Consider the following 13417-nt stretch of genomic DNA (forward strand, 5'->3'; position numbering starts at 1 on the left):
CCGCACTGGCCGTACCGCCTATATCGAGGCCGTCATTTTCCAGGATTCTTACGCATGACGTTGATTCGCACCTCCGTGGCCCTGCTGTTGTCGTTGCTGGCCGCCACTCCGCTCGCGGCGCAGGAGCGGCGCGTGCCGCAGTCCCAGGCCGAGCTGCGGCTGTCCTATGCGCCGATCGTGCAGCGGGTGCAGCCGGCGGTCGTCAACGTCTACGCCGCCAAGATGGTACAGAACCGCAATCCCTTCCTCGACGACCCGGTGTTCCGCCGCTTCTTCGGTTTGCAGGGCGGGCCGCAGGAGCAGATGCAGCGCTCGCTCGGCTCGGGCGTGATGATCGATCCGTCCGGCCTCGTCGTGACCAACGTGCATGTCATCGACGGCGCCGACGAGGTGAAGGTCTCGCTGTCCGACAAGCGCGAGTTCGAGGCCGAGATCGTGCTGAAGGACAGCCGGACCGACCTCGCCGTGCTCCGGCTGAAGGGCGCCAAGGAGCAGTTCCCGACGCTCGATCTCGCCAATTCCGATGATCTGCTGGTCGGCGACATCGTGCTGGCGATCGGCAACCCGTTCGGCGTCGGCCAGACGGTGACCCACGGCATCGTCTCGGCGCTGGCGCGCACCCAGGTCGGCATCACCGACTATCAGTTCTTCATCCAGACCGACGCCGCGATCAACCCCGGAAATTCCGGCGGCGCGCTGGTCGACATCAACGGCCGTCTCGCCGGCATCAACACTGCGATCTACTCGAAGTCCGGCGGCTCGCAGGGCATCGGCTTCGCCATTCCCGCAAACATGGTGCGCGTGGTGGTGGCCTCGGCGAAGGGCGGCGGCAAGGCGGTGAAGCGTCCGTGGCTCGGCGCGCGGCTGCAGGCGGTGACGCCCGAGATCGCCGAGAGCCTCGGCCTGCGCTCGCCGACCGGCGCGCTGGTGGCCAGCGTGACGGCGAACAGCCCGGCGGCCAAGGCGGGCATCAAGTCGTCGGACCTGATCGTGTCGATCGACGGCCAGAGCGTCGATGATCCCAACGCCTTCGACTATCGCTTCGCGACGCGTCCGCTCGGCGGCACCGCCCAGATCGAGGTGCAGCGCGGCGGCAAGCCGGTCAAGGTCGCGGTCGCGCTGGAGACGGCCCCCGATACGGGCCGCAACGAGATGGTTATCAACGGCCGCTCGCCGTTCCAGGGCGCCAAGGTCGCCAACATCTCGCCGGCGGTCGCAGACGAATTGCATCTTGATGCCGACACCGAGGGCGTCGTCATCCTCGAGCCTGGCGACGGCACCACGGCGGCCAATGTCGGCTTCCAGAAGGGCGACGTGATCATGGCGGTCAACAACCAGAAGATCGCCAAGACGGCCGATCTCGACAAGGCCGCGCGTGAGCAGGCTCGCCTCTGGCGCATCACCGTGCTGCGCGGCGGCCAGCAGATCAACGTCACGCTCGGCGGATGAGTCCGAAACGTCCCCAGCATGGAGGCCCAAGCCTCTTCGCCGCGGCGGGGATGGAGCACGACGCGCCGCGGCCGCTGCCGGAGCGGCTGCGCCCGCACAAACTGTCCGACGTCGTCGGGCAGGATCACATCCTCGGCCCCGACGGCGCGCTGACGCGCATGCTGGAGACACGCACGCTGGGCTCGCTGATCTTCTGGGGGCCGCCCGGCACCGGCAAGACCACCGTGGCGCGGCTTCTCGCGGACGCCACCGAGCTGCATTTCGAGCAGATCTCGGCGGTGTTCTCCGGCGTCGCCGATCTGAAGAAGGTGTTCGACGCCGCGCGTATCAGACGCGAGACCGGGCAGGGCACGTTGCTGTTCGTCGACGAGGTGCATCGCTTCAATCGCGCCCAGCAGGACTCCTTCCTGCCGGTTATGGAGGACGGCACCGTCGTGCTGGTCGGCGCAACCACGGAAAACCCCTCGTTCGAGCTCAACGCCGCGCTCCTGTCGCGCTCGCGCGTGCTGGTGTTCCAGTCGCTGGATGCCGCCGCGATCGAGAAGCTCTACAGCAATGCCGAAGCGGTCGAAGGCCGCAAGCTGCCGCTCGACGACGAGGCCCGCGCCGTGCTGATCCGCATGGCCGACGGCGACGGCCGCGCCGCGCTGACCTTGGCGGAAGAGGTCTGGCGCTCGGCACGCAAGGACGAGATCTTCAATGCGGTCCAATTGCAGGAGATCCTGCAGCGCCGCGCGCCGATCTACGACAAGTCCGCCGACGGCCACTACAACCTGATCTCGGCCATGCACAAATCGGTGCGCGGCTCAGATCCCGATGCGGCGCTGTACTACTTCGCCCGCATGCTCGACGCGGGGGAGGACCCGCTGTTTCTCGCCCGCCGCATCGTGCGCATGGCGGTCGAGGACATTGGCCTCGCTGATCCGCAGGCGCTGGTGATCGCCAACGCCGCCAAGGACGCCTATGATTTCCTCGGCTCCCCCGAAGGCGAGCTCGCGATCGCGCAGGCCGTGATCTACGTCGCGACCGCCCCGAAATCCAACGCCGCCTACAAGGCCTTCGGCGCCGCCAAGCGCCTGGCGAAAGAAGGCGGCTCGCTGCTGCCGCCCAAGCACATCCTCAATGCGCCGACCAAGCTGATGCAGGGCGAGGGCTACGGCGCCGGCTATCAGTACGATCACGACACGCCAGACGCGTTTTCGGGGCAGGACTATTTCCCCGAGGCCTTGGGACGCCAGCAGTTCTACGATCCCCCCGAACGCGGCTTCGAGCGTGAGATCAGGAAGCGGCTGGATTACTGGGCGAAGCTGCGCAAGGAGCGGGGCGGTTAGCGTCAGCAACATCGAGCCGAGCGCCTTGCGGGATGCTCGCCGATAGCGGCCGGGTTTGGTCTTGCGGGAGCATTTTCGCGATGGGCTCTACCGACGACTTGGCGGCGAACGACATTCGGCGATTGCCTGATCCACCTGATCTCCAAAGGCCAACAAATCCTCCGGCGTCAATCGTTCTTTGAGTGATGCCAGCAACGGACACAGGCTCGGTGACTTGATCAGCTTTGCTGCCTCCAATGACCACGATCCGTAAAAATCTCCTGATAGCTCTCGTGCGAGTGGATCAAGGACGCGCTGGTCATGACGCGCCGCAAGTCCGATCAAAGCCTCCCCTCGGATTTCGGCATCCGGATCCTCGGTCCGCTCGAAGAGGGCGTCTCGCAGGGGTGGTGTGTCCAGAGTTGTCTGCTGCGCCAATCCGAATGTCGCCCAGTCTCGAATGTCCGTTTCGTTATCCTTTGTCAGTTCGATCAGACCTTGCACCGCGTCCAGATCGTCGTGGCGAGACAATGCATGAACCGCACCCCAACGCACGTGACGACTGGGATGTCTGATCTGCTTCAACACCGGAGCGATCGCCCGGGCACTGTTCCTATGTCCCAGCGCAACGCCCACGGCGCCAATAACCATTGGATCGGGGTCATTCAGCATCGAAAGGAGGATATCTACTGACTCCTCGAGAAATGTACGATCACTCCAACCGAGTTGGGCCAGGATGTCTGCTCCGAGGACACGCTCGGCCTGTGAGGCTCCCCGACAAAGAGCTGCCGCGGCGTCAAATTCAACTGAGGAACCACGCCCATGCAGAACAGCAATCGCGCACTCCTCATCGTCCTTGTCTTGAAGATACAAGTCGCGGAGCGCTGAAATGATCTCAGGGGTCCCACGGGGATCATTTGCGGTTCGTCTTCGCGATTCTTCCATCTCGAACTCTTCGAACTTTTGCCTGTGAGAGCAGAAAGTATTAACATTGGCAGCAAGAGCAATCCTTGCCGCGTCGGCGCACATCCACAAACGAGAGAACTTGGCTGCAGGTCAAACCTTCAGAGAGCCGGCAAAAAGCAGCATGCCGTTCGTCGCTATTTGCCCGTCTGCATGAATTCCAAGATCTCCCGCGTCAGCCGGTCATCACCGGTGTTGATCGCATACACCTCCGACATGTGGCTGTGCTGCGGCAGCATCACCGCGCGGGCGCAGCCGGATGGACGCTTGCAGGCGGCCTGCTTCAGCAGCTCGAACTGCTCGACGAAGCGGGGCGGGTCGAGTTCGGCGGAGGCGATGAGCAGTGGCAGGGGCTGGGCCTGCAGGCCTGATAGTGCGGAGCGCTCCTTGAAGCGCGAGGGATCGGTGCCGAAATAGGCCATCTCCTGGTCGCCGAGCGGCGTCGCGGTGAGGTCGTAGACGCCGGAGACCATGATCGCACCGGCGAGCCCGCCGCCACCGACCTTGTGGAATTCGGGATGCGCAACATAGGTCGCGACATGCACCGCGCCGGCGGAATGGCCCATCAGGTAGACGCGCGATGGATCGCCGCCGTTCTCGGCGGCGTGGGCGGCGACCCATTGCACGGCGCTGGCGACGTCCTCGACACCCGCGGGCCAGGGGAATTTCGGCGCCAGGCGGTAGGTGATGTTGACGCCGACGAAGCCGCTTCTGGCAGCCCACAGCATGATGTTGTCGTAGAACGGGCTGTCGGGCGTGGTGCGCTTGTTGCCGCCGATGAAGGCGCCGCCATGCACGAAGATCAGGATCGGGCGCGGCGCGGCCGCGCTGTCCGGCGTGAACACATCGAGCAGGTTGCGTTCGGCCGTGCCGTACCTGACGTCGCGCTGCACCTTGACCTCGGCGTAGGGTTCCCTGGCTTGCAGCGGAGCGTAGATCGCAGCGGTCTTCGGCGGATCGATCGCCCGGCCGATCTCGATCAGCTTCCAGGCGATATCGTCGGGCATCGGGCTTTGTTGAGCGTGCGCCGCGGTCAGCGTCAGCGCGGTCGCCACGATGGTCAGGGCCACTTTCGTCAGCGTCATTCAATTCGCTCCGATCACGTCCGATTCGCGGGGGCGAGGCCTCGCCGGGCCGATTTATCGCGATTTCGCCGTGACTGGCAGAGCCTTTTACGATAGGCACCTGCGTATGAGCCGCCGCATCAAGCGAACCCAGAGCCGATCCGACCGTCCCGCCGACCGCCGCAACAGCGAGCGGCCGAAGGCCGAGGCTGCCCGCAGCGCAGGCGCGCCGGCCAAGCGCGAGTCGCCAAAGCGCGAGCCGAGCAAGCGTCCGGATGGCGACCGTCCGCGGCGCGAGCGCTTTGCCGGGGAGCGCGAGGCGGCGCCACGCAGCGAGTTCGGTCACGGCAAGGGCGATCGCGTTCGTGCGCCACGCGCCGAGCGCGAGGATCGTCGCGATACGTTCGAGCCGCGGGAGCGGCCGCCCGCCAAGCGCGCCGGCAAGCCGGTGCGCTTCGGCGCCGAGCGGGCCGAGCGCAAGCCGGCCGACGCACCGCCGCCGAAGAAGCCCGAGCCCGAGCCGGCGCTGCTGCCGACCAAGGTGCAGACCGTTGTGGTGACGGCCGACGAGAACGGCATGCGCGTCGACCGCTTTCTCGAGGCGCGCTTTCCAGGCCTGTCGTTTTCCCACATTCAGCGCATCGTCCGCAAAGGCGAGCTGCGGGTGAACGGCAAGCGTGCCGATAGCAAGGATCGTCTGGAGGAAGGCCAGAGCGTGCGGATTCCGCCGCTCAAGCTCGATGCGCCGAAGGAGCGCAGCGGTGGCCTGTCGGACGCCGAGCAGAAGACGCTCGACACGCTGAAGGCGATGACGCTGTACGAGGACGACGACGTGCTCGTCCTCAACAAGCCCGCCGGCCTCGCGGTGCAGGGCGGCTCCGGCATGACGCGCCACATCGACCAGATGCTGGAGGTGATGCGCGACGCCAAGGGCCAGAAGCCGCGGCTCGTGCACCGCATCGACCGCGAGACCTCCGGCTGTCTGCTGGTCGCCAAGACCCGCTTTGCCGCGACGCACCTCACCGGCGCGTTCCGCCATCGCTCTGCCCGCAAGGTCTATTGGGCGCTGGTGGCCGGCGTGCCCAAGCCCAAGCAGGGCCGCATCTCCACCTATCTCGCCAAGGAGGAGAGCGAGGACGACACCATCATGCGCGTCGCCGCCCATGGCGACGAGGGCGCCAGCCACGCCGTGACCTACTATGCCGTGGTCGAGGCCTCCGCGAGCAAGCTCGCCTGGGTGTCGCTGAAGCCGGTGACGGGACGCACCCATCAGCTGCGCGCGCACATGGCCCATATCGGCCATCCGATCGTCGGCGATCCCAAATATTTCAACATCGAGAACTGGGCGCTGCCCGGCGGCCTGCAGAACCGGCTGCATCTCCTGGCACGCCGCATCGTCATCCCGCATCCACGCGGTGGCGTGATCGACGCGACCGCGCCGCTGCCGCCGCACATGCTGCAGTCCTGGAACCTGCTCGGCCTCGAGCACGACCGCTTCGACCCGATCGAGAACGCGCCGGAGGAGTGAACCGGCTTCGTAGCCCGCATGAGCGCAGCGACATGCGGGTTCACCGAAATGCCTTCCGGGACGACGAGCTCTCTCCATCCGTCATTGCGAGCGCAGCGAAGCAATCCAGACTGTCTCCGCGGTGGGATTCTGGATTGCTTCGCTGCGCTCGCAATGACGTGGTGAGAACACCGTGCGCCATGAGCAACGCGCCCGCATGTCCTTGCACACGGACGGTTCCGCAGACGCTCAGTTCCGGAACTGCTCCAGGAACAGCCGCAGCGAGTCATGCGGGGTCTCGACGTCGAGGATGACCCAGCCGTCCGGCCCCTTCACGACGATGAAGTTCAGGGTGATGCGGCGGCCCTGGTTGTCGAAGCTCGCGGCGACATAGGTCTTGTCGAACTGCCGGCGCAGGATCGAGATCGCGACCGGGCCGAGCTTCCAGCGCGGGCTCTGCACCAGGAAGTCGTAGGGCTCGCGCCGCGGCGCGGTCCAGGCCTTGGCGAGGCTCGGATCGAAGAACTGCCGCGCGGCCTCCGCGGTCCGCGGCAGCCCGCCGGAGAACTCCGGCGCGCCGTGGCCGTAATGGGCATAGACGTTGCGGACCAGCGATTCCGGCGTGCTGAACCCGGCGCTGGCCGCGGCAGTGGTGCTGAGGAGGATGAGGGCAGAGAGCAGGGGGCGCATCGGCGGCTCGCATTTCCGGCAGATCGGGCTTATCTAGCGCGCAAACAACGGATCCTGTGTGATCATCCCTTCGAGAGGGCCGGAATTCAGATGCGTGAACTGTTTGACGAGGTGGTCGGCCAGTCGCCGCTCGATCCGCAGGAATCGGCGCGCCAGGCGATGCGCGCGCCGCTGCGCAAGCGCTTCTACAAGGAGGCCGGCACCGCTGCGGCCGAGGGCGGCTTCCACGTCACGCTCGACGGCCGGCCGATCCGCACCCCTTCCGGGCGCGTCGTCGTCATTCCCGTCGCCGGGCTGGCGGAGGCGGTGGCCGCGGAGTGGCGGGCCCAGGGCGAGACTATCAATCCCACCCTTATGCCGCTGACGCGGTTCGCCAACAGCGTGGTGCAGTCGGTGGTCGACCGCACCAGCGAGGTGCGCGAGGACATCGCCAAATACCTCCACTCCGACCTCCTGTTCTATCGCGCCGGCCATCCCGAGGGGCTGGTCGCGCGCGAGGCCGAGCATTGGGACCCGGTGCTGGACTGGGCACGGGACAGCCTCGGCGCGCATTTCATCCTGTCCGAGGGCATCATGCACGTGACCCAGCCGGAGGCCGCCGTGCAGGCGGCGCGGGACGCGCTTCCGACCGGCGCCTGGACGCTGGCGGCTGCGCATGTGGCGACCACCGTGACCGGCTCGGCGCTGCTGGCGCTGGCGCTGGTGCATGCCGTGCGCGATGCCGACCAGGTCTGGGCGGCGGCGCATGTCGACGAGGACTGGAACGTCGCGCAATGGGGCGCCGACGAGGAGGCGATGGCCCGCCGCGCCGCCCGGCAGGTCGACTATCAGGCCGCGATCCGCATCCTCCGGGACGTCGGCGCCGCCGGCTGAGGCCGGTTAACGCCGGGTTTAGGGCGAAGGTCTAGGGTGTGCGCGTAAACCGAGTACGCGCATGGTCCAGAGTGTCACCCCGTCGCCATCTGTCAGCGCCGTCCGCAGCGTGGGAACCGCGGCGTCGGGCGCTGCGGCCAACGCGACATCGGGCCCCACGCTGCAGGCCGGCGCGCTGCTCAGTGCCAGGGTGCAGCAGGTGCTCGCCGAGAATCTGGTCCAGGTCGCGATCGGCAATCTGTCGATGGAGCTCGCCACCGAGCTGCCGCTGCAGGCCGGCCAGTCCGTGCAGGTCGCGGTCTCGCAGACCGCGCAGGGGCTGCAACTCGCGATCGTCGGCCAAGGCAGCGGCGCCGCGACCGGCACGAGCGGCACGCCGACACCCGCTGCCACCGTCGTCGACGTCACCGGCCGCCTCGCGCCGACCTTGGCTCCGCCCGCGGATCCGCTGACCGGCCTGGAGCGGCTCGCGCTGTCGATCGCCAGCGAGGAGGCCGCGACCCGCCAGGGCAGCCAGGGTCAATTGTTCGCCGATCTGCAGGCGGTCGCCGACTCGCCAAACCTTCCGCCGGCCTTGCGCGCTGCCGTCGCGCAGGTGCTGGCGCAGCAGACCCAGCTGTCGCCGGCGCTTACCGCCGAGGATGTGCAGACGGCGGTCCAGACCTCGGGCCTGTTCCTGGAATCCTCGCTCGCCAATGGCAGCGCCAGCGTCGGCGTGCCCGACCTGAAGGCGGCGCTGATCGTGCTGCGCCAGACGCTGGCGTCGGTGCTGCAGACCGTCGATCCCGGCACGACCGCGTCGACGGCGCCGGCCCCCGGCGGCTCCTATGCCTCGGTGCTGTCCGAGGCCGGCCGCGCCGTCGCCGCGCAGCAGAACGCCGCGCCCTCGCTGGTGCCGGACCTCGAGATCGAGCTGCCGCCGCAGCCTTGGACAACCTCCTGGGCCACCGGCATGGCACGGCCCGATGTGGCCCCGGCTTTCACCGGTGCGGCGCTGCTCGAAAACCTCATGGGCGCCAAGGGGCAGTCGCTGACGTCGGGCGCGGTGCTGGCGCTGCTGCAGGAGGCGCAGCAGCAGATTCCGCGCGCCGCCGGCCTCGTTCCCGGCCGCAATGCCAATGGCCGCGGCGACGTCGTCATCCGCACCAACACGCCGCCGCCGCCGTTTCGCGGCGGGGCGCCGGTGCCGCAGCACGTGGCGACGCCGACGCTCAGCCCGGACACGCCGCTGCCTGCGATCGCCCATCGCCTGCTCGACGAGACCGACCAGGCGCTGTCGCGCCAGACCCTGCTGCAGGTCGCCTCGCTGCCGGACCGTCCCGACGCGTCGGGCGCGCGCAATGATCCGACGCAGCCGCGCTGGAATTTCGAGATTCCGTTCGCCACCCCGCAGGGCACGGCGATGGCGCAGTTCGAGATCTCGCGCGACGGCGGCGGGCAGGCGCCCGATGCCGCGAAGCGGACATGGCGCGCGCGCTTCTCGCTCGACGTCGAGCCGGCCGGCCCCGTACATGCGCTGATCAGCTTCAGCGCCGAGCGCACCTCGGTGCGGATGTGGGCCGAGCGCCCCGCGACCGCCGCGCGGCTGCGGGCCGGCCTCTCCGAGCTCAGCCAGGCGCTCAGCCGCGCCGAGCTCTCGCCCGGCGATCTCGTCGTGCAGGATGGCGCGCCGCCGGCCGTGCTGCCGCCCAAGGCCGGCCACTTCCTGGATCGCGCGCTATGAGCATCGACGTGAAGGCCGCCAACAAAACCCAGCTCGCCGTCGCCCTGCATTACGACAAGGGCCAGGGCGCCCCGCGCGTCGTCGCCAAGGGCAAGGGCACGATCGGCGCCAAGATCATCGAGGTCGCGAAGGCGCACGACATCCCGATCGAGGAGAACGAGGTGCTGGCCGGCGCGCTCTCCAATGTCGAGCTCGGTGACGAAATCCCGGAAGAGCTCTACAAGGCCGTCGCCGAGGTGCTGGTGTTCGTGCTCAACCTGTCGCGGCCTGTGCGCTGATCGCGCCGCATTGTGATCTCCGTCATGCTTCGATCGTCATCGCCCTGTGATAGGGAGAGGCACAATTCGACGGAGAGATGACGCGATGCCGATGATGAGCCGCCGCCACGCGATTGGCCTGATCGCCGGCGCCAGCCTGTTGCCGGCGCGCGCGCTGGCCCATGTCGCGCCGCCACGCAACGAGATCCGCAGCTCGCTCGCCCAGCGCTTCGTCGATGCGGGAACCAAAGGCACGTTCCTCGCCTACAAGGTCGAGGAGTATCTGATCATCGCCAGCGACACCGAGCGCTCCGGCGAGGCGAAGCTGCCGGCCTCGACCTTCAAGATCGCCATCTCGCTGATCGCGCTGGAGACCGGCGTTGTCGAGGACCCGGACAAGGACGTGTTCAAATGGGACGGCGTCACGAGATCGATCGAGGCCTGGAACAAGGATCACACCTTGCGCAGCGCGATCGCCGTATCCGCCGTGCCGGTCTATCAGGAGATCGCGCGCCGCATCGGCCCTGAGCGGATGCAGAAATATCTCGAGGAGCTCGACTACGGCAATCACGACATCGGCGGCGGCATCGATCAGTTCTGGCTCACCGGGGCCTTGCGCATCGATCCGGTGGAGCAGGTCGATTTCATCGACCGCCTCAGGCGCGGCGCGCTGCCGGTCGCCAAGCGCAGCCAGGATCTGACGCGCGACATCATCCCGACCACCAAGGTCGGCGACGCCGTCATTCACTTCAAGTCGGGACTGCTCGGCAAGGAGCAGGGCGCGCTCGGCTGGATGGTCGGCTGGGTCGATAAGGGGGACCAGCCCACCGTGTTCGCGCTCAACATGGACTGCCCCGAGCCGCGCCACGTCGAAGCGCGAATGACGCTGACCCAGGCCTGTCTGAAGGACATCGGCGCAGTGTGAGTGTCACGCGGTAGGGTGGGCAAAGGCGCGTGGCACGCAGTTAGTTGTTGACGGCAGTGTCACGCGCCGTGCCCACCATCTTGCCCGACGCGGTGGGCACGGTGCTCGGAGCGACGCAAGCGTCGCTCCTGCGCGCCTTTGCCCACCCTACATTCGCGTCACCGCCGCGACAGCTCCAGATCGACGGCGGTGATCTGCGCACCGGCCGGCCGGATCGACACCGTCTGCCGACGTCCCTGCGTGGTCAGCGACAGCCCCGCCGAAAACGTCTGCCCGCGGGCCTGCGCCTCGATGCGGTTGCCGGTGGCGCGGCCCTCGATGGTGCCGGAGACGTTTCGGCTCGCCTCGCTCCATTGCCCGGAAATCTCGCCGCCGCGATATTCGACGTCGCTGGAGAGGTCGATGTTGTAGCTGTCGCTGGCGCAGCGGATGTTGAGCCGCAGCTGCTCGCCGGCGCCGCCGACGTCATAGGCGGCGCGGCAGCGCAGCCGCTCCTGGTTGCCGTCCGACGTGCTGAGCACGCCGCCGCCGGTCCAGGAGCCCTCCAGCCCCCGGAACGGCGAGGCGGGCGCAGCATGGGCGGCACCGCCCAAGGCGAGGGCGGTGAGCAGAGTGGGGATCGCAAGGCGAGAGGCGCGCATCATCGGGCTCCGTTTCATCGTCGAAAAGTGAGCGACAACGCAGGAACACCCGATACGTTCGATGTGTCACCTCAATAATTGATCCAAATCGTTCTATTTATTCTCACGACAGTTTGAACAACGTGCGCAGGAAATCGGTCACCGCCTGGCGTGCCGCCTCGGCCGTGTCGGGATTGCCGCCGACATGCGGATCGAGCTCGACGCACGCGTCCTGATAGGTGAAGGGCTGCTGCGTCTCCGCATTCATCAGCATGCCGCCGTCGCCTTCGGTGATGCGGCAGTTGCGCACGGTCTGCGCCTTGCTCGCGACCGCGACCATGTTGGCGCCGAGCAGGCCGAGGTCGAAGCCGTGCGGCGAGTCCGGATATTCGGTCAGCGCAACGTCGCGTCCCGCCGCCTTCAGCCGCTCGACATAGGCCTTGCAGGTTCGCACCGGATTGTAGTCGTCCGGCCCGCCGTGAAAGATCCGGATCGGCCGCGCCGCCACGTCGGTGTCGGCGCGATAGGTCGTGGCGCAGTCCGGATAGAACGGGATGTAGGCCGCGAACTGCAGCCCCGAATTGTTCCAGCGCTTGTGGAAGCGGTCGAGGCTCGCATACAGCGCAGCCTGTCCGCCGCGCGAGAATCCCATCAGCACGATGCGCTCGGGATCGACACGCGGATGCTTCGCCAGCACGTCGAGCGCATGATAGATGTCGAGGATCAGGTTCAGCCGGCCGAGCTGCGCCTGGTTGGTGCTGGTCGCGGTGATGCCGCGCCCGGTGAAGCCGTCGATGACAAAGGTCGAGATGCCCATTGCGTTGAAGGTGCGGCTCCAGGCCGCAATGTTGGCGCCGACGCCGCCCGAGCCATGCATCAGCACCACGACCGGCAGCCTGCCGCTGCCCTGCGCGACCCGCATCTCGCCGGCGACGGTGACCGGCTTGCCGCCGTCATCTCCGGAGAGGAACTGTCTGTCCGACAGCGTGAGCGAGGGGATCGGATACATCTCGACCCGCGCGGGCACGTCCTTGGGGATGCCCTGCGCCTCTGCGCGGCCCGTGAGCGCGACACAGAGCACCGCTAGTGCCGCCGCGATCGCGCACCGGCCGGCACGACGCGTCGCCCGCATCGGACCGTGTCCTCCACGCGCAGCCAACATCGCTGGCGCGCCACCGACGAGCATCTCCATGACCGTCCTCCGATCTCGCCGCTTGTTGCGCGGCTTGGCGGCCGAGTAGAACGGCCGGGCGCAAGGCTGTCAAACGCTTGCGTCGGGGATGCTGACGGTCAGCGGTGGACAACACTCCGCATGGCGCCGGCGTGTTGCAGCGCGCAGCCATGCGCGTGCGCCGCACGTGACGAGCGGGTGACGGCCACGTGGCGATGGCGATGGACGGGCCGCGCCGCCGGCTGCGTCGCTGATCTGCGTGCTCCGGGTTGAGCGCGCCGGCATCGGCGTCGCCCTCGTTCTGCTGGACGTCGACACCGCGTGCCGTCTCCTGCAGCGACTGCCTGTCGTCCCCGGCGCCGTCGAATGCGATCAGCTTTTGCTCGGTGCCATCGTCGCGTGACTCCGGGCGCGCCGGGCACCCCCGTTCAGACGCGGAATGAGTTCTGTCCGCCGCCGGGCCGGTCTTCGGTAACTGATGCGGGTCCGCGGCGCGCGGTATCATGAACGTTTGCTTGCTCAGCTGAAATCAGGAGCAGTTGCGTCTGGACGTCGCAGGCGTGCGGCTCCTTGCGAGCGGACACCATGACCGGCAGCGACTGAACAAATAGGTTGCGTGATCCGATCGTCTCGCTGATCCGCAACTTCTTCATCATCGTTCTGACGTTCATGGAGTAGTCCGGCCGTCTTGACGGTAAGTCTGGCCGAGACGGTCGAACTGAACGGTATGACAGGGCGCAACGGCGCGGAGCTGCGACAAAGCGTCGTTGCGTGCGTTGTCGCAGTCGCATTTTTGTTGGCGAAACAATCTGGCCGTGAGCAACGAACTCACCTATGTAACCGCCGCACGAAAATTCGTCGGCTC

The 13417-nt window shown here is 67.4% G+C and carries 13 protein-coding genes; 7 read left to right on the forward strand and 6 right to left on the reverse strand.

Annotated features, from left to right (window positions below; genetic code table 11):
- Positions 1-54 precede the first annotated feature (54 nt).
- Positions 55-1449, forward strand: coding sequence for a DegQ family serine endoprotease (locus QQL87_RS05690; RefSeq protein ID WP_284416665.1), 1395 nt, complete (start codon positions 55-57; stop codon positions 1447-1449).
- Complete coding sequence (locus QQL87_RS05695) at positions 1446-2780, forward strand: replication-associated recombination protein A (protein ID WP_284416664.1); 1335 nt, start codon at positions 1446-1448, stop codon at positions 2778-2780. Before QQL87_RS05690 ends, QQL87_RS05695 begins: the two co-directional genes overlap by 4 nt.
- 87 nt (positions 2781-2867) lie before the next feature.
- Here QQL87_RS05695 and QQL87_RS05700 read toward each other — a convergent pair whose 3' ends face one another.
- Both QQL87_RS05700 and QQL87_RS05705 read right to left on the reverse strand, forming a co-directional pair.
- Positions 2868-3704 (reverse strand): HEAT repeat domain-containing protein, encoded by an 837-nt coding sequence (locus tag QQL87_RS05700; protein ID WP_284416663.1) that lies wholly within the window; start codon positions 3702-3704, stop codon positions 2868-2870.
- 155 nt (positions 3705-3859) lie between these two features.
- On the reverse strand, positions 3860-4807 hold the full coding sequence (locus QQL87_RS05705; protein ID WP_284416662.1) for an alpha/beta hydrolase: 948 nt from the start codon (positions 4805-4807) through the stop codon (positions 3860-3862).
- Between the two features lie 106 nt (positions 4808-4913).
- Here QQL87_RS05705 and QQL87_RS05710 point away from each other — a divergent pair, with 106 nt between their 5' ends.
- Entirely contained in the window at positions 4914-6314 is a 1401-nt protein-coding gene (locus QQL87_RS05710; protein WP_284416661.1) for an RluA family pseudouridine synthase, read from the forward strand.
- A 228-nt stretch (positions 6315-6542) separates the two neighbouring features.
- Here the strand turns inward: QQL87_RS05710 and QQL87_RS05715 are convergent, their stop codons facing one another.
- Positions 6543-6983 carry a hypothetical protein gene (locus QQL87_RS05715; RefSeq protein WP_284416660.1) on the reverse strand — a complete coding sequence of 147 codons (441 nt, stop codon included), beginning with the start codon at positions 6981-6983 and terminating at the stop codon, positions 6543-6545.
- Between the two features lie 90 nt (positions 6984-7073).
- Between QQL87_RS05715 and QQL87_RS05720 the strand changes: the two genes are divergently transcribed.
- The 4 genes from QQL87_RS05720 (at position 7074) to blaOXA (ending at position 10761) form a co-directional block, all read left to right on the forward strand.
- Positions 7074-7856 carry an ATP12 family chaperone protein gene (locus QQL87_RS05720; RefSeq protein WP_284416659.1) on the forward strand — a complete coding sequence of 261 codons (783 nt, stop codon included), beginning with the start codon at positions 7074-7076 and terminating at the stop codon, positions 7854-7856.
- Between the two features lie 61 nt (positions 7857-7917).
- Complete coding sequence (gene fliK / locus QQL87_RS05725; protein ID WP_284416658.1) at positions 7918-9579, forward strand: flagellar hook-length control protein FliK; 1662 nt, start codon at positions 7918-7920, stop codon at positions 9577-9579.
- Positions 9576-9857 carry an EscU/YscU/HrcU family type III secretion system export apparatus switch protein gene (locus QQL87_RS05730; RefSeq protein ID WP_284416657.1) on the forward strand — a complete coding sequence of 94 codons (282 nt, stop codon included), beginning with the start codon at positions 9576-9578 and terminating at the stop codon, positions 9855-9857. Before fliK ends, QQL87_RS05730 begins: the two co-directional genes overlap by 4 nt.
- Before the next feature lie 85 nt (positions 9858-9942).
- Positions 9943-10761 (forward strand): OXA-1091 family oxacillin-hydrolyzing class D beta-lactamase, encoded by an 819-nt coding sequence (gene blaOXA, locus QQL87_RS05735; RefSeq protein WP_284416656.1) that lies wholly within the window; start codon positions 9943-9945, stop codon positions 10759-10761.
- Between the two features lie 158 nt (positions 10762-10919).
- Here blaOXA and QQL87_RS05740 read toward each other — a convergent pair whose 3' ends face one another.
- The 3 genes from QQL87_RS05740 to QQL87_RS05750 all read right to left on the reverse strand — a co-directional run bounded on the left by QQL87_RS05740 (position 10920) and on the right by QQL87_RS05750 (position 13223).
- Positions 10920-11405 (reverse strand): hypothetical protein, encoded by a 486-nt coding sequence (locus tag QQL87_RS05740; protein WP_349817257.1) that lies wholly within the window; start codon positions 11403-11405, stop codon positions 10920-10922.
- Positions 11406-11505: 100 nt separating this feature from the next.
- Positions 11506-12513 (reverse strand): dienelactone hydrolase family protein, encoded by a 1008-nt coding sequence (locus QQL87_RS05745; RefSeq protein WP_284416654.1) that lies wholly within the window; start codon positions 12511-12513, stop codon positions 11506-11508.
- 467 nt (positions 12514-12980) lie between these two features.
- Complete coding sequence (locus QQL87_RS05750) at positions 12981-13223, reverse strand: hypothetical protein (RefSeq protein ID WP_284416653.1); 243 nt, start codon at positions 13221-13223, stop codon at positions 12981-12983.
- Positions 13224-13417: the final 194 nt, after the last annotated feature.

This window comes from Bradyrhizobium sp. SSBR45G, from assembly GCF_030159255.1.
Lineage (GTDB): Bacteria > Pseudomonadota > Alphaproteobacteria > Rhizobiales > Xanthobacteraceae > Bradyrhizobium.

Coding starts and splice junctions, on each gene's coding strand:
- QQL87_RS05730 (WP_284416657.1), top strand. CDS start 9,576: ATGAGCATCGACGTGAAGGCCGCCAACAAAACCCAGCTCGCCGTCGCC.
- QQL87_RS05690 (WP_284416665.1), top strand. CDS start 55: ATGACGTTGATTCGCACCTCCGTGGCCCTGCTGTTGTCGTTGCTGGCC.
- QQL87_RS05710 (WP_284416661.1), top strand. CDS start 4,914: ATGAGCCGCCGCATCAAGCGAACCCAGAGCCGATCCGACCGTCCCGCC.
- blaOXA (WP_284416656.1), top strand. CDS start 9,943: ATGCCGATGATGAGCCGCCGCCACGCGATTGGCCTGATCGCCGGCGCC.
- QQL87_RS05745 (WP_284416654.1), bottom strand. CDS start 12,513: ATGCGGGCGACGCGTCGTGCCGGCCGGTGCGCGATCGCGGCGGCACTA.
- QQL87_RS05700 (WP_284416663.1), bottom strand. CDS start 3,704: ATGGAAGAATCGCGAAGACGAACCGCAAATGATCCCCGTGGGACCCCT.
- QQL87_RS05705 (WP_284416662.1), bottom strand. CDS start 4,807: ATGACGCTGACGAAAGTGGCCCTGACCATCGTGGCGACCGCGCTGACG.
- fliK (WP_284416658.1), top strand. CDS start 7,918: ATGGTCCAGAGTGTCACCCCGTCGCCATCTGTCAGCGCCGTCCGCAGC.
- QQL87_RS05740 (WP_349817257.1), bottom strand. CDS start 11,405: ATGATGCGCGCCTCTCGCCTTGCGATCCCCACTCTGCTCACCGCCCTC.
- QQL87_RS05750 (WP_284416653.1), bottom strand. CDS start 13,223: ATGAACGTCAGAACGATGATGAAGAAGTTGCGGATCAGCGAGACGATC.
- QQL87_RS05715 (WP_284416660.1), bottom strand. CDS start 6,983: ATGCGCCCCCTGCTCTCTGCCCTCATCCTCCTCAGCACCACTGCCGCG.
- QQL87_RS05695 (WP_284416664.1), top strand. CDS start 1,446: ATGAGTCCGAAACGTCCCCAGCATGGAGGCCCAAGCCTCTTCGCCGCG.
- QQL87_RS05720 (WP_284416659.1), top strand. CDS start 7,074: ATGCGTGAACTGTTTGACGAGGTGGTCGGCCAGTCGCCGCTCGATCCG.